14 protein-coding genes are annotated in these 20480 nt (G+C 65.5%); 7 read left to right on the forward strand and 7 right to left on the reverse strand.

The genetic code is table 11. The annotated features are described in order from the left end of the window. Positions 1–372: 372 nt before the first annotated feature. Positions 373–1152, forward strand: a complete 780-nt coding sequence (locus tag QZY01_RS13380) for a PEP-CTERM sorting domain-containing protein (RefSeq protein WP_294537804.1) — start codon at positions 373–375, stop codon at positions 1150–1152. A gap of 100 nt (positions 1153–1252) precedes the next feature. Here the strand turns inward: QZY01_RS13380 and QZY01_RS13385 are convergent, their stop codons facing one another. Further along, positions 1253–2101 carry a C40 family peptidase gene (locus QZY01_RS13385; RefSeq protein ID WP_294537806.1) on the reverse strand — a complete coding sequence of 283 codons (849 nt, stop codon included), beginning with the start codon at positions 2099–2101 and terminating at the stop codon, positions 1253–1255. Between the two features lie 61 nt (positions 2102–2162). Next, positions 2163–3560, reverse strand: coding sequence for a leucyl aminopeptidase family protein (locus tag QZY01_RS13390; RefSeq protein ID WP_294537849.1), 1398 nt, complete (start codon positions 3558–3560; stop codon positions 2163–2165). Positions 3561–3707: 147 nt separating this feature from the next. On the opposite strand from QZY01_RS13390, the gene QZY01_RS13395 reads away from it, so the two are divergent. Beyond that, positions 3708–4541, forward strand: a complete 834-nt coding sequence (locus QZY01_RS13395; RefSeq protein WP_294537808.1) for a hypothetical protein — start codon at positions 3708–3710, stop codon at positions 4539–4541. Between the two features lie 161 nt (positions 4542–4702). Here the strand turns inward: QZY01_RS13395 and ppk2 are convergent, their stop codons facing one another. Next, positions 4703–5488, reverse strand: coding sequence for a polyphosphate kinase 2 (gene ppk2 / locus QZY01_RS13400; RefSeq protein WP_294537852.1), 786 nt, complete (start codon positions 5486–5488; stop codon positions 4703–4705). A gap of 155 nt (positions 5489–5643) precedes the next feature. Next, the gene (locus QZY01_RS13405) at positions 5644–6129 is read right to left on the reverse strand and encodes a hypothetical protein (protein ID WP_294537810.1); all 486 of its coding nucleotides are present in this window, start codon (positions 6127–6129) and stop codon (positions 5644–5646) included. 474 nt (positions 6130–6603) lie between these two features. Between QZY01_RS13405 and QZY01_RS13410 the strand changes: the two genes are divergently transcribed. The 5 genes from QZY01_RS13410 to glcF all read left to right on the forward strand — a co-directional run bounded on the left by QZY01_RS13410 (position 6604) and on the right by glcF (position 13491). Next, positions 6604–7872: a glycerate kinase gene (locus QZY01_RS13410; RefSeq protein ID WP_294537812.1), complete on the forward strand. Its 1269-nt coding sequence runs from the start codon at positions 6604–6606 to the stop codon at positions 7870–7872. Positions 7873–7885: 13 nt separating this feature from the next. Continuing rightward, entirely contained in the window at positions 7886–9298 is a 1413-nt protein-coding gene (gene pyk, locus QZY01_RS13415) for a pyruvate kinase (protein ID WP_294537814.1), read from the forward strand. 166 nt (positions 9299–9464) lie between these two features. Further along, positions 9465–10955 (forward strand): FAD-linked oxidase C-terminal domain-containing protein, encoded by a 1491-nt coding sequence (locus QZY01_RS13420; RefSeq protein ID WP_294537816.1) that lies wholly within the window; start codon positions 9465–9467, stop codon positions 10953–10955. 14 nt (positions 10956–10969) lie between these two features. Continuing rightward, entirely contained in the window at positions 10970–12202 is a 1233-nt protein-coding gene (locus tag QZY01_RS13425; protein ID WP_294537818.1) for an FAD-binding protein, read from the forward strand. Positions 12203–12207: 5 nt separating this feature from the next. Next, a complete protein-coding gene (gene glcF / locus QZY01_RS13430) occupies positions 12208–13491 on the forward strand; it encodes a glycolate oxidase subunit GlcF (RefSeq protein WP_294537820.1) in 1284 nt (427 codons plus the stop codon). 56 nt (positions 13492–13547) lie between these two features. On the opposite strand, the gene mgtA is transcribed toward glcF, so the two are convergent. The 3 genes from mgtA to QZY01_RS13445 form a co-directional block, all read right to left on the reverse strand. Continuing rightward, positions 13548–16172, reverse strand: coding sequence for a magnesium-translocating P-type ATPase (gene mgtA, locus QZY01_RS13435; RefSeq protein ID WP_294537822.1), 2625 nt, complete (start codon positions 16170–16172; stop codon positions 13548–13550). Positions 16173–16470: 298 nt separating this feature from the next. Then, positions 16471–18894, reverse strand: coding sequence for a DUF2309 domain-containing protein (locus QZY01_RS13440; protein WP_294537824.1), 2424 nt, complete (start codon positions 18892–18894; stop codon positions 16471–16473). A 19-nt stretch (positions 18895–18913) separates the two neighbouring features. Continuing rightward, complete coding sequence (locus QZY01_RS13445; RefSeq protein ID WP_294537826.1) at positions 18914–20473, reverse strand: NADH-quinone oxidoreductase subunit L; 1560 nt, start codon at positions 20471–20473, stop codon at positions 18914–18916. Between the last annotated feature and the right edge of the window lie 7 nt (positions 20474–20480).

Here is a 20480-nt window from a genome sequence, read left to right on the forward strand (position 1 = left end):
GGCGCGAGGCGCCGCCGGCGGCGGTCGCGGCGGCCTTCTCATATCAAGCCGAACAGCGTCTTGCCGATGCGTCAAATCGGTGGTTTGCGGGGTCATAGGGGCTAAGGCAGTTTTTAACCCCAGGCGGCCCGTCTCAAACCTTGGACGTGGGTTTCGCAATTTGCGTTGCGAAATACAACCAACCTTAGCAATGCCATCCCATTTTGCAATATATTGGCTCTTGAGAGACCACTTGAAAATTTTTAGTGCGGAAATTTTTTCGAGCGGAATCAACGAGATAAATTTCATAAAATTTTATATCCTATTGAAATTATTGGTATTTTTATCATTTTCCAGAAAGCGGCGGCAGCTTCGAAGCCACGAAATTCATTTTTGAAAACCCCCGATAAATTTCAGGCGCAATACTTGCCATATCCTTTTCAGGCTGCATGGCAACCTTCCAAACGCGCGGTCGCGGTCACTGGAATCATCATTCACGGGGAATCCGATATGAATATCAATTCAACCCTTATGGGCGCGGCTCTGGCGGCGGCGGGACTTGCCTTGACGTTCGTGGAAACGGCCAACGCCGCGGTTTACAATTTCGATGTGATCTACTCCGGCAACGGCGCCGCCGTGCTTGCGCCGGGCAGCGACGACATGCTTGGCGTTGCGCCGGTAAATGGAGACACGGTCAACTACAGCATTACCGGGAGTGGCAGCGATTATTGGACGACGCTACAAGCAGGCGGTCCGTTCATCGATGGCGCAATTGGCGACCTTTTGGTGTCGAACAACGCCGCGGTTGGCGGTTTCAACTACGCCTTCTCGTTCAATCAAGGCGGCATTCAGCAGTTCGCAGGTTCGGGATCGGGCGATCAGTGTTGCGCCGACCTCGGGCCGCGGCAAATCGATTTTCCGAATGCAATGAAATTCAACAACTTCTCCGAGTCGATCACCTTGACTTCGATTGCCGGGCCGCTTCAGTTTGGTTCTCTCCTGCCAGCTTGGCCGGGGCAATCGCCCGAGGGCGGCGCGCCGAATTATTTCTCTTACTCCGGGAGCGTTTCGGCAGTTCCCGAACCTGCAACCTGGGCGACGATGCTCGCGGGCTTCGCCGTGCTCGGCTTCGTCGGATATCGCCGCAACAGGATCGCGTCCGTCGCCGCCTGATCGAAATCAATTTTGGATAAAGGGAAGACCGCCGCGAGGCGGTCTTCCTGGTTTTCAAGGCCCGCAGCGCCGATTTGAACGCCTGCTGCCGTATCCCGTATCACAGCCGCCGGATCGACGTGATCTCCGCCAATTCTCTTGAGCGGATGCGGTCGCAGACCAGCGCCAGCGGTTCGCTGGCGACGGCCATGTGGAAGGCGTTGGCGTGGATCATTTGGGTCTCGCTCTGCATGATCCCGACATGGCCGCGCCAGAACACAAGATCGCCGCGACGCAAGCCGCGCAAGGATGGATCGACGTCGACGCGACGCCCGAGCGCGGCCTCCATCATGTCGGCATCACGCGGCGAAGCTATGCCGACCGAGGCCAGCGCCACCTGGGTGAGGCCCGAACAGTCGATGCCGATATCGGTCTTGCCGCCCCACAGATAAGGCGTGTGCAGGAAAAGTTCGGCCTGGGCGACGAAATCGCGCAAGGGTTTTTCCAGCGGGCTCAGGTGGCGCGAAAACACGTGGCCGCCGGTCGCGGTCTCGCTGAATTGCGGGGCGGTCGCGGCGACAGCGACCTCGGCGCCGAAGGGCAAAGCGTCGAGCGGCGGCGATTTGATGTCGGGCGCCGAGTAGACCATGGTGTGGCGGGCGCGCACGCGATGGTTCGGCTTGACGATGTTTTCGGTCAGCGCCTCGGCGGCGATATAGCCGACATAGCGGTCGCGGTCGAGCTGGCCCCAGCACCAGCCGTTTTTTTCCTCATAGACGATCAGGGTTTCGCCGTGCAGCGCCTGGGTTTCGGTGGCGGAGTCGTCGGAAGGGCTCTTGCGCAGATCGATATGGGAGGCGCGGACCTGCATCCGGCGCCCCGGCGCATAGGCGTCGGCCTTGATGCTGTCGCGCAGATGTTGCGCCGCAAGATCCGGGCGGGCGGGGGTCAGTCGCTTGTCGTAAGTCAAGACGTCGCTCTCGGGATGATTTGGGGGGGGGGGGCGCCGGGAAAACTTTATCCTTGCCGGGTTAGCGAAGCTTTGCCGTTCCGAATCTTTCGCGCGCCAGGCTGAAGACCAGCCGCGCCGCCTGCGCTTCGCCGCCCTCGGGGCGCCCCGGACGGGCGGCGGGCGTCCAGCCATAGACATCGAAATGCGCCCAGGATGCGTCCTTCGAGACGAAGCGGCGCAGAAACAGGGCGGCGAGGATCGCCCCCGCCATGCCGCCTGCCGGCGCATTGTTCAGGTCGGCGATCTTGCCATCGAGTTTGGCCGCATAGGGTTTCCAGAGCGGCAGGCGCCAGACCGGATCGTTGACGGCGAACCCATGGCGGGAAATGGCTTCGGCCAAAGCCTCGTCGTCGGTGAAGAACGGCGGCAGGTCCGGCCCCAGCGCCACCCGCGCGGCGCCGGTGAGCGTGGCGAAATCAATCAACAGCTCCGGCTTTTCCTCATCGGCCAAGGCCAGCGCGTCGGCGAGGATCAGCCGTCCCTCGGCGTCGGTATTGCCGATTTCGACGCTGAGGCCGTTGCGGCTGCGATAGACGTCGCCGGGCCGAAAAGCCTCGCCGGAGACCGAATTCTCGACAATGGGGATCAGCACGCGCAGGCTCACGTCGAGATTTCCCGCCATGATCAGCGCCGCGGCGACCAGCGCCGCCGCCGCGCCGCCCATGTCCTTTTTCATCAGGCCCATGGCGCTTTCGGGCTTGATGTTGAGACCGCCGGAATCGAAACAGACGCCCTTGCCGACCAGCGTCAACTTGCGCGTCCGCTTCGGCTTCCAGCGCAACTCGACGAGGCGTGGGGCGCGCGACGAGCCTTTGCCGACCGCGTGAATCAGCGGAAAATCATGTTCGAGCGCCTTGCCGCGAATGACTTTCGCCTTGGCGCCGAAATGTTCGGCAAGGCCGAGCGCCGCCGCCTCCAGTTCGTCCGGGCCGAGATCGTTGGCCGGAGTGTCGATCAGGTCGCGGCCGAAGGCGACGCAGGAGGCCATGGACTCGACGGCGCGCGCGTCGACGCCCTCGGGCGCGGCGAGCTTTACGCGCTGGCGCAGGTTCTTGTAGCGGGCGAAGCCATGGGCGCCGAGCAGGAAGGCCAGCGCCGCAAGCTCGGGATTTTGCGGATTTTCGACCCAGCGATAGGCGCCGGCAGGCAGAATCGTCGCCAAGGCGCCGGGCTGGAACGGATCGGCGGCGTCTTCATCGAGGCAGAACGCCACGCCGGGCGCGCCGCCGGCCTGCGCGAACCAGAAATGGCGCCCGGGTTTGGCGTCGAAGGAGGTGGCCGCGGCGAATCGCAGCGCCTCGGCGGGCAGGCCGGCGGGCGCTTTCGGTTCGAGCAGGGCGGTTTTCAACTGCTTGGCGCCGGTCAGCCAGACGGGGATGGATTTTTCCGCCGGGTCGGCGAAGTTGAGTTTGGGCATTTCGAACATGGGAATCCGCCTGGGCTGCATAGCGTTTTCGGCAACCCGACCGTTCGGGTCAAACAAAGGGATAGCCGATTAACGTTCCATTAGGGTTAACGAATTATTCTCCTGTCTTGAAGTCCAAAAGCAAGGGATGGGCGGTCGATGGGTTTTGGCAGGGGGTCGCGCCGGGTCGTGCCGCTCGCGCTGGGCTTTGCCGCCCTGCTGGCGCTTTCCGGCTGCAAGTCCGTGGACATGGACAGTCTCACCGGCTCGATCGGCGCGCCGGCGCGCCCGGCCTCTTCGTCGCAAGAGGATTTGCGCCGCTTTTCCGAACAATGGCGCCAGCGCTACGAGCAGCATCCCGACGACAAGGCCGTCGCCATGGCCTATGCCAAGGCGCTGCGCGCCCGGGACCTCAACGCGCAAGCGGCGGCGGTGTTGCAGGATCTGGCGATCCGTCATGCGCAGGACCGCGAGGTGCTCGCCGCCTATGGCAAGACGCTCGCCGACGCCGGGCAATTGCAGCGCGCGCAAAGCGTTCTGGAACAGGCCGATACCCCGGATAATCCCAATTGGTCGGTGGTTTCCGCGCGAGGTTCGATCTCGGATCAGCTCGGCGACCACGCGAGCGCGCAGGCCTATTACGACACGGCGTTAAAGCTCGCGCCGGGCGAGCCGTCGGTCCTGTCCAATCTCGGCCTGTCCTATGCGCTGCAACGCGATCTTCCCCGCGCGGAAAACGTTTTACGCGAGGCGTCCGCAAGCCCCAAAGCCGACCAGCGCGAGCGGCAGAATCTGGCGCTGGTGCTGGCGCTCGAAGGCAAGTTCGCCGAGGCCGAACAAGTTTCCGCGCGGGATTTGCCGCCGGAACAGGCGCGGGAAAATGTCGCGGCGATCCGCCAGATGATCTCGCAATCCAACCCCTGGCGCGACCTCCAGTCGCCCAGGGCGCGCCAGCCGAAAGTCCGCGTCAATCTCGATCCGGCGGCGGGCTGAGCGGCGTTGGTCAAGGCCGAAGCCGGATCATCGGGGCTTTGCGCGACCTGACGGTTTCTGATGCTTTCGGCGTTGATGCGGCAAGGGGGAAACGGCGACCTTCTGGAGCCGAATTCGCGATTCGGACCAAACCTGCGCCTCAGCCAAGAGCCGCCGGGGGATCAGACGTGTTCCGCGCCCCAGGCATGTTCGGCGACAAATTTATAGGGGTAATCCGGTTCGACATAGCCTTTGGCTTCCTGACGCTTGGGCAGCTTCACCTTTTCGCGTTTCAGGTCCTCATGGGGAACATGCCGCAGCACATGGTCGATGACGTTGAGGCGGGCGCGTTTCTTGTCGTCCGAACGGAGCACGAACCAGGGCGCCCAGGGCGTATCGGTCGCCGCGAACATGGCGTCGCGGGCGCGCGAATAATCGTACCAGCGGCTGAAGCTCTTCAAATCCATCGGCGACAGTTTCCAAATCTTGCGACCGTCGTCGATGCGGGCCAGGAGTCGGCGTTCCTGCTCCTCCTCGCTGACCTCCAGCCAGATTTTCAGCAGGATGATGCCGGATTCGACCATCGCCTTTTCAACGCCGGGCGCCTGTTCCAGGAAGCGCTCGACCTGCGACTCGGAGGCGAAGCCCATGACGCGCTCGACTCCGGCGCGGTTGTACCAGGACCGGTCGAAGATCACGATCTCGCCTGCCGCCGGCAAATGCTCGATATAGCGCTGGGTATACATCTGCGACTTCTGGCGTTCGGTCGGGGCCGGCAGCGCGACGACGCGGAAGACGCGCGGGCTGACGCGTTCGGTGAGCGCCTTGATGCAGCCGCCCTTGCCGGCGCCGTCGCGGCCTTCGAAAATAATGCAGACCTTGAGGCTCTTGGCGATGACCCACTGCTGGAGCTTCACCAGTTCGACGTGAAGCTTCTTCAGTTCGTTTCGATAGACCTTGTTCGTCAGCTTTCCGCCTGCGGCCGCTGCGGCCGCTGCGGGCGGTTCGGCGGCATGGTCGAAGTTCTTCTTGTTTTTCTTGCCCAATTCAGGATCTCCTCAACGACATTTCACGCCGACGCATAGTACACCCGAGACTTTTCGGTTCGCCCTTCAGGCCCGCCTCATTCCCATGAAAGATAAAGGCCGACGTCGCCGGGCACGCCATTGGGCCAATCGACGATCTGCGCCTTGAGGTGGTAGCCTAGAGGCTGAAGCTTTTCCTTCCAGATCAGATAACCTTGCCTTGGCCGGCCCTGCAGCGTCTCCGGCCAATCCGGTTCGGCCATGTTGATCGCCCGACCGTGGTCCGTGCACATTTCGCAGGGGAAACGGCCCATCAGCAACTCGTTCTCGCCCCTTTCCGCAGCATCCTTGACGCGCATCAGGAAGGTGCGGATGAGATTCTCGCCAATGGGTTCCTCGGATCTGAGTTGCTTCAACAATTTCGCCTTGGCGTCGTCGGCCCGGCCCATCGATTCCAGCGATTTCTTCGCTTTGGCCATTTCGACTTCTTCGACATAGGCCTTCAATTCCTTGACGGACATGAAGAGGTCGTGGTCGGAGTGGTCTTCGGAACTCGACGTGGTCGCCTTGGGAATGCTGGACATCGCGGTTCTCCTGCGCTCGAACGCCGCCCGCTTCGCGCGAGGCCAATAAAGGCAAATATAATAGATGGTTATGGCCCGTCAATTGGCGCGGTGACGCCGGTCGAAGGTCAATCCGCCATTGTCCCGAGGCGGCGCGCTTTCCGGGCAATTTGAACGTTCGTATCCGTCTCCGGTCGCTTTCGAGGATTGGCGAAGTCCGTTCCAGGCCGTGCGGACGAATTTGATCAGGCGCAGGGCGGGGGCGAAGCCGACGATAGACCTGAAATTTCGAGCTGTTTTTTCGCAGCGCAGGCGACCCTCTTGAAGCGGTTTCGGCATCCAGACCGCAGGGCGCGTCATCATGCCGTCGCGCGGCGCCGGCCTGCGTATTGCGCGCAGCGGCGGACGCCGGAACGGGACGCGACGTCTGGCCGCTTTCAGGATAAGGATAGGTGAATCGACGAGCGGAAAATTCGCCGGGGAGGAAAGCAAGCCATGAACGAGCGCGCGCTGTTGCGGCAGATGTTCGATGCGGCGGTGGCCACGGCCAACCCCTCGATCGTCGTGCCCCCGAATTTGCCCGACCCTCCGGTTGGGCACACGATCGTCGTCGGCGCCGGCAAGGCGGCGGCGTCGATGGCCGCCGCCGTTGATGCGAATTGGCCGGCCAATCGCCCGCTGACCGGCCTTGTCGTTACGCGCTACGGTTATGGCGTCGGGGCGCTGCGCCGGATCGAAGTGGTCGAGGCCAGCCATCCCGTTCCCGACGCCGCAGGCCAGGAAGCCGCGCGAAAAATTCTCGATCTCGTGAAGGGCCTCGGCCCGGACGATCTCGTTCTGTGCCTGATCTCCGGCGGCGGCTCGGCGCTGCTGTCGCTGCCCGCACCGGGCATCGATCTCGCCGACAAACAGGCGGTCAACCGAGCGCTGCTGCGCAGCGGCGCGAATATTCACGACATGAACTGCGTGCGCAAGCATCTTTCGGCGATCAAGGGCGGCCGGCTCGCCGCCGCCGCCGCGCCGGCGCGCGTGGTGTCGCTGTTGATTTCCGATGTTCCGGGCGACGACCCTTCGGTGATCGCTTCGGGGCCGACCGTTCCCGACGCCAGCACCCTCGCGCAGGCAAGGGCGGTGCTCACGCGATACGCGATTGCCGCGCCGCCGGCGGTGCTGGCGCATTTAAACAATGAACGTTCGGAAACGCCGAAACCCGGCGACCCCGCCTTCGCGCGGACTTTAACGCGTCTGATCGCGACTCCGCAGGCTTCGCTCGAAGCCGCCGCCGAGGTTGCGCGCCAGGCCGGCTATCTGCCTTTAATTCTCGGCGACGCGCTGGAAGGCGAGGCGTCGGAGGTCGGCCGCGTGATGAGCGGAATCGCGCGTCAGGTCGTCCTCCATGGCCAGCCCGCGCCCGCGCCCTGCGTGTTGATTTCGGGCGGCGAAACCACGGTCACGGTGCGCGGGAAAGGCCGTGGCGGTCGCAACGTCGAGTTTCTGCTGTCGCTCGCCGTCGATCTCGGAGGACTGGAGCGAGTCTATGCGATCGCAGGCGACACCGACGGCGTGGATGGTGCGGAAGAGGTCGCCGGCGCGATCGTCGCTCCCGACACGCTCGCCCGCGCGGCGGCGCTCGGCGTCGACGCCGGCGAGCGCCTTGCGGACAATGACGGGCACGGATTTTTCGCCGCGCTCGCAGATCAGGTGATCACCGGCCCGACTCTGACCAATGTCAATGATTTCCGCGCAATCTTGATCCGCGCCTGAAGGGGCCGTCGAAATGAAACGCAATCGCAAAGCCAAGATCGTCGCGACGCTCGGACCTGCGAGTTCGACCAAGGAGGCCATTCGCGCGCTGTTCAAGGCCGGCGCCGACGTGTTCCGGTTCAATTTCAGCCACGGCTCGCATGAAGAACACCAAAGTCGCTACCATATTCTGCGCGAGGTGGAGCGCGAAATGGGCCGGCCCATCGCCGTGCTCGCGGACCTGCAAGGTCCCAAGCTGCGCGTCGGGACTTTTGCCGGGGGCAAGGTTACGCTGCGGACGGGAGACGCGTTTCGCGTCGACAGCGACCTTGCTCCCGGCGACGAAAGCCGGGTCGGCATGCCGCATCCGGAAGTCTTCGCCGCGCTCAAGCCCGGGGTCGAATTGCTGCTCGACGATGGCAAAATCCGGCTCGCGGTCACAACCTGCGGCGAAGATTGGGCGCAATTGCGGGTGGTCGCGGGCGGCGCGCTCTCCGACCGCAAGGGCGTCAGCGTGGTCGGCGCCTTGCTGCCGATGTCGGCGCTGACGGAAAAGGACCGCGTCGATCTCGCTTTCGCGCTCGACATGGGCGCCGACTGGCTGGCGCTGTCCTTCGTGCAGCGACCGGAAGACATGGTGGAGGTCCGCGAACTTGTCAAAGGCCGCGCCGCCATCATGGCCAAGCTCGAAAAGCCTTCGGCGATAGATTGCCTGGAAGAGATCGTGCGCCTGTCGGACGGGCTGATGGTTGCGCGCGGCGATCTCGGCGTCGAAATGCGTCCGGAGCAGGTGCCGATTCTGCAGCGGCGAATCCTGCGCGAATGCCGCAAGTCGGGCAAGCCGGTCATCGTCGCCACTCAGATGCTGGAATCCATGATCTCCGCGCCCACGCCCACCCGCGCGGAAGCCTCCGACGTGGCGACCGCCATTTACGACGGCGCCGACGCCGTCATGCTTTCCGCCGAATCCGCCGCGGGGTTGTTCCCGGTCGAGGCGGTCGCGTTCATGGAACACATCATCCAGGAGGTCGAAAAAGACCCTTATTCCCGGCTCGTTCTCGACGCGGCGCATCCGCAGCCGACCCCCACGATCGCCGACGCCATCTGTTCCGCGCTGCGGCGTGTGGTCGCCCTGCTCGATATCGCCGCCGCCGTGACCTACACGAATTCCGGATCGACCAGTCTGCGCGCCGCGCGCGAACGTCCGGCGGCGCCCATCCTGAGCATGAGCCCAAGCCTGGAGGTCGCCCGCCGAATGGCTCTGGTCTGGGGCGTGCATTCGGTGTTGATCGGTAAACTGGACTCCATCGAAGGCGTCGTCGAAAGCGCCCGAAAAGCGTCGCGCGACCAGGGCTTTGCCGCAACAGGCGATGTCATCGCGATCACCGCCGGCACGCCCTTCAATGTTTCCGGCACGACCAATCTCCTGAAGCTGGCGATCGTATAAGGACGGGCCAAACGTCATTCGCTCCGACCGGAGCGTCGCCGCCGAGGTCAATTCCTGCGCCGGCAGGGCGTCGATGGACGCCCGTCCCGCAGGATGTGCTATGGCTTGCGGCGAGCGGCAAGCAAAGGCCAATGGTAAGGCGCCGTCCGGCCCTGGGAGCAACGCAATGATCAAGATGCCCTTGCCCGACCGGGAGGTGCTCGCGCGCCGTCTGGAAATTGTCGCCGCCTTGCGGAAAATCGTGCCGGGCGAGGGCGTGATCGAGGCCGAACACGAGCGCCGCGCCTTCGAATGCGACGGGCTGACCGCCTACCGCCAGCTTCCCATGGTGGTCGTGCTGCCGCAGACTACGGCGCAGATCGTCGAGATCCTGCGCTATTGCTTCGTCAACAAGGTGAAAGTCGTGCCGCGCGGGGCCGGCACCTCGCTGTCGGGCGGCGCCCTGCCGTTGGAGGACGCGGTGCTGCTCGGGCTCGGCAAGTTCAAGCGCATCCTCGACATCGACATCGCCAATCGCTGCGTCGTCGTGCAGCCGGGCGTGACCAATCTTGGCATCACCCATGCGGTGCAGACCCATGGATTATATTATGCCCCCGATCCGTCGAGCCAGATCGCCTGCACCATTGGCGGCAACGTGGCGGAGAATTCCGGCGGCGTGCATTGCCTGAAATATGGGCTGACCACTAATAACGTCATCGGCGTCGAAATGGTGACGATGGAGGGCGAGGTTTTGCGCCTCGGCGGCAAGCATTTCGACGCCTCCGGCTACGATCTGCTCGGCGTCATGGTCGGCTCCGAAGGCCTGCTTGGCGTCGTCACCGAGGTGACGGTGCGCGTCCTGCCGACGCCGCCCGGCGCCCGGGCGCTGATGATCGGCTTTGACAGCGTCGAAGGCGCCGGCGATTGCGTCGCGGCCGTCATCGCCGGCGGGATCGTTCCGGGCGGCATGGAGATCATGGACCGTCTCGCGGTCGAGGCGGCGGAGGCCTTCGTTCACGCCGGCTATCCGCTCGACGCCGAAGCGCTGCTGATCGTCGAACTCGACGGTTGCGAGGCCGAGGTGGACCATCTCGTCGCCTGCGTGGAGGCGATCGCCGCCCGGCATGGCGCGACCTCCTGCCGCGCCAGCCAGTCGGAGGCGCAGCGGCTGCTGTTCTGGGCCGGGCGCAAGGCCGCGTTCCCGGCGGTGGGACGGCTGTCCCCGGACTATTACTGCATGGATGGCACGATCCCGCGCAAAAAAATCGGCGACGTCCTGCGGCGCATGAAACAGATGGAGGCGCAATACGGTTTGCGCGTCGCCAATGTGTTCCATGCGGGCGACGGCAATCTGCATCCGCTGATCCTCTATGACGCCAACAAGCCCGGCGAACTGGAGCGTGCGGAGGAATTCGGCAATGACATCCTGCGGCTCTGCGTCGAGGTTGGCGGCGTGCTGACCGGCGAACATGGAGTCGGCGTCGAGAAGCGCGACCTGATGACCGCGATGTTCGACGAGATCGACCTCAACCAGCAGCAAAGGCTCAAATGCGCCTTTGACGAAAGCAGCCTGCTCAATCCGGGAAAGGTCTTTCCGCAGCTTTGCCGCTGCGCCGAACTCGGCCGCATGCACGTCAAGGCCGGCCAGACCCGCTTCCCCGATCTGCCGCGATTCTAGAAAGAAGGCGTAGAATGGGTGTTTTCCAGCCTTCCGACGAGGCGCAGGCCGCCGAAATCGTCGCCTGGGCGGCGGCCGAAAGCCAGTCGCTCGAAATCGTCGCCGGCGCCAGCAAACGGCGGCTCGGCCGCCCGCCGCATGCCGATCATCGGTTCGACGTGTCGCGGCTGGCGGGAATTGTCGATTACGATCCGGCCGAACTGATTCTGACCGCGCGCGCCGCCACGCCGATGGTCGAAATCGAGGCGCAACTCGAAGCGAGGCGGCAGATGCTGGCCTTCGAGCCGATGGATTGGCGCGGCCTGCTCGGCCTGGAAAACGAACCGAGCGGCGAACCGACCCTCGGCGGCGTCCTCGCCTGCAATCTGGGCGGACCCCGCCGGGTCCGCGCCGGGTCGGCGCGCGATTATTTTCTGGGATTTGCCGCGATCAACGGTAGGGGCGAAAGATGGAAGGCCGGCGGCAAGGTGGTGAAGAACGTCACCGGCTTCGACATGTGCAAGCTGCAGGCGGGCGCCTATGGAACCCTGTCGGTCTTGACCGAGGTGACCTTGAAAGTCATGCCGAGGCCCGAAACCGCCGGCACGATCCTGCTGCCGTCGCTTTCCGATGAAGCCGCCATCGCCGAATTGTCGCGCGCCTTGAACACGCCGTTTGAAGTCTCGGCGGCGGCGCATCTGCCGGCCCCGGCCGCTCGCCGCTCGGGCGTCGCTGCTGTCGCGCAGGGCCATGGCGCTGTGACCGCCCTGCGCATCGAGGGTCCGGCTCCTTCCGTCGCCTTCCGCGCGGACGCCATTGAAAAGCTGTTCGGGCGCGGGGCGCGTCTCGACGCCGCCGAGAGCGGGCGGCTCTGGCGGGAAATCGGCGAGGCGCGGCCTCTGCTTGGGGCCGGCGCGGCTTGCGTCTGGCGACTCTGCCCGACGTCGTCGCTGGCGCCCGCCGTCGTCAGCGACTTGCATGAAAAATTCCCTCTGGCCGAGGTCTTCTACGACTGGGGCGGCGGCCTGATCTGGCTCAGCCTCGACGCCGGCGAGGCCGGATCGGACGGCGGCGCGGCGCGGGTGCGGGCGGCCATGACCCTGGCCGGCGGGCATTCGACTCTGGTCGTCGCGCCCGACGCCATCCGCGCCGCCGCGCCGGCGTTCGACCCGGTAGAGGGCGCTCTCGCGGCGCTGAGCAAACGCGTCAAGACCAGCTTCGACCCGTGCGGCGTCTTCAACCCGGGCCGCATGCAGGAAGGTCAGTAAAACGCATGCAAACGCATTTTTCCCTCGCCCAGCTGGCCAATTCCGACACCGCCGTGTCGGAGAAAATCCTGCGGTCCTGCGTGCATTGCGGTTTCTGCATCGCGACCTGTCCGACCTATGCCTTGCTCGGCGACGAACTCGACAGTCCGCGCGGGCGCATCTACCTGATCAAGGACATGCTGGAGAACGATCGCCCGGCGACAGGGGAAGTCGTCAAGCACATCGACCGCTGCCTCTCCTGCCTCTCATGCATGACCACCTGTCCCTCCGGCGTCCATTACGGGCGCCTCGTCGATCACGCCCGGCATCATATCGAGCGAACTTATCGGCGGCCCTGGTTTGAACGCAGCTTGCGTCGCCTGCTCGGTATTGTTCTGCCGCGCCCGCATCTGTTTCGCGCGGCCTTGACCGCGGCGGTTCTGGCAAAGCCCTTCGCCAAATTCTTGCCGGCAAGCCTGCGCGCCCGGTTCGATCTGATTCCGACGAAGATTCCCGATGCTTCGCCGATTTATCGGCCCCATGTCGCGTGGGGCGCGCCGACGCCGACGCGACGCGTCGCCTTGCTCGCGGGCTGCGCGCAGCAGGTTCTCAAGCCTCAGATCGACGAGGCGATGATCCGGCTGTTGACCCGGCATGGCTGCGAGGTGGCGATGGTCGCGGGGACCGGCTGTTGCGGCGCCTTCAACCACCATCTCGGCCAGGATGGTGGCGCCTTCGCGCGGGCCAATATTCTGGCCTGGTCGCGCGAGATCGAGGCCAAGGGCCTCGACGCCATCGTCATCAACGCCTCGGGATGCGGAACGATGGTCAAGGAATATGGCTTCATGTTTCGCGACGATCCCGCATGGTCCAAACAGGCGCGCCTGATCTCGTCGCTGACGTGCGACATTTCCGAGTTGATGACCGAGATCGGCGTGCTGCCGCCCGTCAAGGCGATGGGACAGCGCGTCGCCTATCACAGCGCCTGTTCGTTGCAGCACGGACAAAATATCCGCAACGAGCCAAAGCTTTTGCTCAAGGATGCCGGTTTCATCGTGCTCGACCCGCCCGAGGGACACCTGTGCTGCGGCTCGGCCGGCGCCTATAATATGTTGCAGCCGGAGATCGCTACCCAATTGCGCGACCGCAAGGCGGCCAATCTCGAAAGCACCGCGCCCGACCTGATCGCCGCCGGCAATATCGGCTGCATCGTTCAGATCGCGGCCAAGACGGCGCTGCCCGTGGTCCACACCGTCGAATTGCTCGACTGGGCGACCGGCGGGCCGAGGCCGCCCGGATTGTCGGCATGACAATTGATCGCGGGAAACCAGGGGTCAAACGCGGCGCCGCCCGCTGATCTTGGCCCCTATGCGGCCATCGCGCGGGCATGCCGGGCGGAGCGCGCCGCCATGGCGCGGTAAAACAGCGCCTTGACCATTTCGACGAGCGCCAGATAGGCCAGCGTCGCGCCGGCCAGATAGGCGAAGAACAGCGGCGGCGGCGAGACGAAGCCGAACCAGGCGCCGGCAGGCGAGAGCGGAAGCGCGATCGCGACCGCGACGACTCCGAGCGCCATGGCGATGAGAAAGCCGTTCGGCCGGCTCCTGAAAAACACCCGCCGCGTGCGTATGGCGAAGACGACCAGAACCTGGGTCGCCATGGATTCCATGAACCAGCCGGTCTGGAAAAGCGCTTCGCCGGCGCCAAAGAACGTCAGCAGGGCGTAGAAAGTCAGAAAATCGAACACGGAGCTGACCGGCCCGAAGACCAGCATAAACCTCTCGATAAAGGCGATATCCCACTTCACCGGCAAGGCGATGGCCTCCGGATCGACGCCATCGAAGGGTATGGCGATCTCCGACACGTCGTAGAGCAGGTTGTTGAGCAGAATCTGGATCGGCAGCATCGGCAGGAAGGGCAGGAACAGGGCGGCGCCGGCCATGCTGAACATGTTGCCGAAATTCGAGCTGGAGCCCATCAGCACATATTTCGAGACGTTCTGGACGGTCTCGCGTCCGCCGGCCATGGCTTCGCGCACGACCGAAAGATCGTGTTCGAGCAGGATCAGATCGGCGGCGGCGCGCGCGACATCGGCGGCGCCATCGACCGAGATCCCTACATCGGCGGCATGCAGGGCCGGGGCGTCGTTGATCCCGTCGCCCATGTAGCCGACGACATGGCCAAGCCGCTTCAAGGCCATCAGAATCCGCAGTTTTTGCTGCGGGTTGACGCGGCAGAACAGATTGACCCGCGACAATTGTCCAAGCAGCGCTTCTTCCGAGAGTTGCGCCAAGGCGTCGCCGGTCAGCACGCCCGTGACCGGAACGCCGATTTCGCCGAAGACATGGCGGGTCACGATTTCATTGTCGCCGGTCAGCACCTTGACCGCGACGCCGGCGGCGGCGAGGGCCTGGATCGTCGCGCCGGCGCTGGCCTTGGGCGGATCGAGGAAGGCGGCGAAACCGGCGAAAACCAGATGGCTTTCATCGGCGCTGACGATGTTTTGGTCGTCGGCGGCGATTTCATGGCTGGCGACGGCCAGCGCCCTGAAACCCTGCGCGCCGAGACCTTCGAGCTTGGCCTCGAAGGCGCGGCGCGTTTCCGGGTCGAGCGGCCGCTCCTCGCCGTTTTCCGCCGCATAGCGGTCCGAGAGGCGCAACAGCTCCTCGGGCGCTCCCTTGACGATCAGTCGCCGCTTGCCCTCGTGTTCGACCAGAACGGAGACCCGCCGGCGTTCGAAATCGAAGGGGACCTCGTCGATCTTGGTCCACCCCGCCATGTCGAACGGCTGGGCGGCGAGGATCGCCTCGTCGAGGGGGCTTTTCATGCCGGTCTCGAAATGGCTGTTGATATAGGCGTAAGCGAAGGCGGACGGACTTTCCGCGCCGCGCCCGTCGATGACGCGCACGAGCTTGATCGCGGCTTCGGTCAAGGTGCCGGTCTTGTCGGTGCACAACACGTCCATCGCGCCGAGGTCGTGAATGGCGGAGAGGCGCTTGACGATGACCTTGCGCCTCGACAATTCCATCGCCGAACGGGCCAAGGTGACCGTCACGATCATCGGCAGCAACTCGGGCGTCAGGCCGACCGCCAGCGCCAGCGCGAACATCAGCGATTCCAGCAGGGGCCGATGAAACGAGATGTTGACCACCAGAACGAAGAACACCATCAGGATCGTCAGGCGCATGATCAGCATGCCGAAGCGTCCGATGCCCACGGTGAAGGCGGTGGCCGGCGGTTTTTCGGCAAGGCTGGTGGCGAGATGGCCGAGTTCGGTTCGCGCTCCCGTCCGGCAGACGAGGACCGTCGCCGTGCCGCTGATGACGGAAGCGCCGGCGAAAACCGCGTTTACTGCCCCGGCGGGATTTTCGGCGCCGGAGACTGAGTCGGTGGCCTGCTTCTCCGACGGATAGGGCTCGCCGGTCAGCAGCGACTGGTTGATGAAAAGGTCGCGGCTTTCGAGCAGCCGGGAATCCGCCGGAACGAGATCGCCGGCGATCAATTCGACAATGTCGCCGGGGACCAACCGGTCGATGGGAACGGAAAGGGTTGCGCCGCCGCGCCGGACGGTCGCCTGAACCGCCACCGACCGGCGCAGCGCCTCCACCGCATTCTGCGCGCGAACCTCCTGGACGAAATCGAGCGTCATGCTCGCCATGACGATGGATGCGACGATGACGAAGCTCGCAATATCGCCGGTCGCGGCGGACAAGCCGCTCGCCACCAGCAGGATGATGACCAGCGGATTGCCGAAGCGGGACAGGAATTGCAGCCAGAGCGGCGAACGCTTCACCGTGGCGGCGTCGTTGGGTCCATAGGCCGCCAGCCGCGCCTCGGCCTGCGCCGCGCTGAGGCCCGCCGGGGCGCTCGCCAAACGCTCCAGCAGCCGGGCGGCGGGTTCGGTCCAGATATCCTTCGCGCCGATTTCGCCGGCGTGGGAAGAGCTATCGGGATCATGCGAAGCGGCGTCGCCGTTTCCGGGTTTGTTCATGACGGCGGTTCCTTCACGGCGCGCATGGGCGATGAGACGCCCGACCGCTGGCGCCGGGTCTTGCCGCTCTTTCTTGATCGCAGGCGGCGGCCTGCGATCAGCATGATATGGCGCGCCGAATCCAAAGACAGATTCGGAAATTACTCAAATATAGCTTGCTGGTGAAGCCGGCTCCAAAGCTCGCGCCAATGCGCGGCGACGACCGCCGCGCGCGGGCGCGGCGGTCGTCGCCGGAAGGGCCAAAAAGGACGCGTCGGTCTCCGGCGCGGGGGCGCGGAAGGCGCGCCCCCGCGCAAGCTCACACGGCCATGCGCAGGGGCGGTTGGTCGGCGGCTTCGACGTCGCCCATCGCGCTCCATTGAAGATCGCCGGCGTAACGCCAGGCCATGCGCCCTTCCTCATCGAGCGCGAACAGGTGCAGCCAGCCATGGTCGAACAGCGCGCGGACATTGTCATGGCGCTTAAGGACATCGGTCATCGCCTCGCGCGGCGCCTCGACGCAGACCGACAGGCGCAGCGGTTCGTGGGCGTAGGCTTCGCCGTCATGGACCGATTGCCAGGGCAGGCCGGCCCGCAGCAGGCCCCCGTTGCCCTCGACGACGCCGATGCCGCCGGTGACATTGTGCAGGAGCTTGTTGCCGCCGCCAAAGACGTCAGGCGCGACGGTCGATCCGTAATATTGCAGGCTGATCCAGCTTGCGACGACGACGGGCGCGGTAAGGATCAGTTCGAGAACGCCGAACCCATTGTCCTTCTTCCAGTCGTAATCGTGGAGGAAAGCGCGTCCCTCGAAGCTCTTGCCGGCCGTGCGCGTCCGGGGCGCGGCGATGAACGCCTTGCAGCCGGCGAGCGCCCATTCCGGACGCGTCTCCGCCCAGTCGCGGCTTCGTCCGATCAACGACCTTTCCCGTCCGGCCCGGGGCAGCCGCAGAGCGCGTTCGCCCCGGGCGAGCTTGCCCGCCGATGCGAGCCAGCTCCTGGTCTGGACGATATCCCCGGCATGGGCGGAGGATGGATAATCCTCGGCGTAGAGCGTCACCCGATCCGTCGTGGTGTCGTGCAGCGCCGCGACAAACAGCGTGTCGTCCGGGATATCGATGCCGTTTGGCGCCAGTCCAGCTCTGACCTCGCGGTCGTTCAGCAGCGCGGCCAGCAGACGGGCGTTGACTTCGCCCGAATAGCCCCCGCAGGCGCCGCAGTGGAGCCCGCTGGCGTGGGGATTATTGACGACATTGGCGCCGTGTCCCGCCAGCAGGACCAGCCGTGCGAAGCCGCCTGTCAGCGACATGGCCCGCAGCACGGTCTCGGCGGCCTTGGTCCGCGTCGCCAGATCGAGCGCGGGGTTCAGGCGCGGCGCCGGGTCGTCAGGCGCGTGAGCGCCATGAAGTCCGAGCGCATCGGCGAGCAGCTTGCCGACATAGATCGGACCGGTCGCCTCGACGAAAGCGAAGGAGGAGACGGCGGCGAGCTTGAACCGGCCCCAGGCGCGCGTGGCCCGCGCCTTCACCCGCGCGGAGCGGTCGGCCTTGGCGTCTTCGGGCGCGCCGGAGCAGGATCTGACGCCGGGATTGAGCAGTACCGGCAGCCGCAACTCCTCGACATCGGAGGCGAAGCGACGATGCGCGGCGGTCAGACCGAAAAAGCCGGCGAAGCCCAGCGTCTGAATCCGCGGACTCACGCTCTCCAGCGCGCGGCGGAAGACTTCCGAACGCACGTCGATGCAGAAGGCGGCTTGCAGCGCCGGGCGCTCGTGGCTCGCCTGCGGGGCGGGCAGGGCGAGCGTTGACGCCAGCGCCCGCTGGGCGGCGCGCTCCGCCGCCTCCTGAAAGATGGCGTCGGTCACGAGGTCGGGCGTCGCCTCGACCGGCGCCGCGTGGGTGGCGCGAACGCGCGCCCATCTGTCGCCGATTTGCCCGCCGTAGCGCAAGAACAGCGCCTCTTCCCAGATCAGGCGGATCGCGAGGAAATCGACGATCGTGCGGTCGCCGCCGCCCGCGAGTTCCGCTTGCCATAGCTTGTAGCGCGCATATTGCGCCCAGCCGCCGAGCGTCATCAGCAACTGGTGAAAATAGGTTTCGAGCGCCGGCTCAAAGAGGCCGAACCGGTCGGCGACGCGGGCGATCGCCGCGATGGCGCTCTCGGGCGCCTCCGACACGTGGAGGCCGAAGCCGGGGAGTCCCGCGATCTCGGGGGTCAGATCATGCGTCGCCACCGCCCGCCAGGCGGCATAGGCGCTCCTGCCATGCGGCGCGGTCCAGAGCGCCTGACCTTCGTCGAAATAGCCGGCGGCCCAGCCGCCGAAGCGCTCGGCGAACAGGCCCGGCCAGTCGACGCCCGAGGCTTCCGCCGCCAGATCCGCGATGGTGGGCAGCGCCTCCGGCTTTTTCGAATCGGCGGCGGCGGCGGCCTTGAGGGCGGCCAGGTCGACCGGCCGCAAATGCGCGGGCGCGCGCGTCCAGGCCTCGATCAGGTCCTCGTCGGCAATGGCGCCGAGCGAAATCTTCTCGCGATACCAGCTGCGCGGCATGGTGACGGCGGCGCCAGCGACGCGGGCGAGGCGCGCGCCCGTCGTCGCGAGGTCCTCGCCGGTCTGGCCGAGGAAGGGATTTACGGCGACGCTCGACGCCAGCGGCCAGACGGGGGGAATAGAACGGGCCGCGCGATCCGCGGCGGCCTCGATGGGGTTCGGATCGGCGACCGCCGCAGGATAGGATTGAGACATTTTGAAACCTCCGGTTGGATCAGGAAGCGGCGCGCGCGGACCAGCCGCGCACGAGCCGGTCGAATACGGCGTTGGCGTAAAAACCGTTCGAGAGATGCACGCGCAGGCCGGCGGCGGCTGGATGGTAGGCCCAGAGCGGGAACATGGCCTGCACGATGGCGACGAGACCGAAGCTGACGACCGCGAGCGCGATCAGCGCCCATTCCAGCGGCCCCGGCGACGGCGCAGGCGGCAGGACGCCCGCCGTGATCGATGTCGCCGCCGTTTGCAGTCCGAAGTAGCCGACCGAGGTCGCCAAAGCATAGGTGGCCGTGCGCCGGGTGAGCGCGCTCGGCGCCGTGTCGGCGAACCCCTGCGCCAGCATGTAGGCCACGCCGAAGATCAGGATGGCGCCGAGCGCAATGGCCTGGGGCGACTTGTGCGTGAGGCCGAAGCCGAGCCCCACGAGGACATAGAGGACGAGCGCCCAGACGAAGGCCCGGCCAACCGCGCCCGCATCGGGGACGGCGACGGGACCCGGCCTGCGGGTCGCCGCGACCCGCTCCACTGCGCCGCCGGACGCGAGGAAGGAATGCGACTTGTAGAGCGAGTGGGCGACGATGTGCAGCAGCGCCAGAGGGAACAGCGCCAGCCCGCATTCGAGGATCATGAACCCCATCTGGGCGACGGTGGACCAGGCCAGCGAGGTCTTCACGGCGGGCTGCGTCAGCATCACCAGGCCGCCGAACAAGGCGGTGAACCCTCCGACCATGACGAGCAGGGCAAGCACGCCCGGCGCCAGCACCAGGACGTCGGCAAAGCGGATCAGCAAAAACCCGCCCGCATTGATCACGCCCGCATGAAGCAAGGCCGAAACCGGCGTGGGCGTCTCCATGACTTCGGTCAGCCAGCCGTGGGTCGGAAACTGCGCGGATTTGAGTATCGCCGCGAGCGCCAGCAGCCCGGCCGCCGCCACTGCAAGACTTCCCCCTTCGCCCGCGCGGGCGGCCTTGAGGATCGAAGCAATATCGATCGTTCCATAGGCCGCGACGAGGAGGGCGGCCGCGCCGATCAGCGCGGCGTCGCCGAGGCGCGCGGTGACGAATTTCTTGCGCGCGGCGCGCTGGGCCGCGGCGCGGTCGGGATAGAACAACAGCAGCCGGTGCAGAAACAGGCTCGTGCCGATCCAGGCAAGAACCAGCTGGATCAGATTGCCGGCGGTGACCAGCAGCAGTACCGAAGCCAGGGTCAGGCAGAGCCAGCCGGTGAAGGGACCTTGCCGGGCCTCGCCGTTCAGATAGGTCGCCGCGTAGCGCACGACGACCCAGCCGATGAAGGTGACCAGAAGCTGCATCGTGGCGCTGACGGCGTCCAGACGCGCCGATCGTCCGATGCTTTGAAGGCCGATCACGGGGCTGTCGCCGGGTCCGTACAGGATCGGCCCGGCCAACGAGCCCAACGCCGCCAGCAGCGCCAGCAGCGCGGCGGCTTCCGCCACTTTTGGGACGATGCCGGGACGGCGCCCGGCGGTGATGAAGCTGATCGCGGCGCTCAACAGCAACGGAACGGGCGCCAGCAAGGGCAAGAGATAGATGGACACGGAGGGT

The organism is uncultured Rhodoblastus sp., from assembly GCF_903903185.1.
Taxonomy (GTDB): Bacteria; Pseudomonadota; Alphaproteobacteria; order Rhizobiales; family Beijerinckiaceae; genus Rhodoblastus.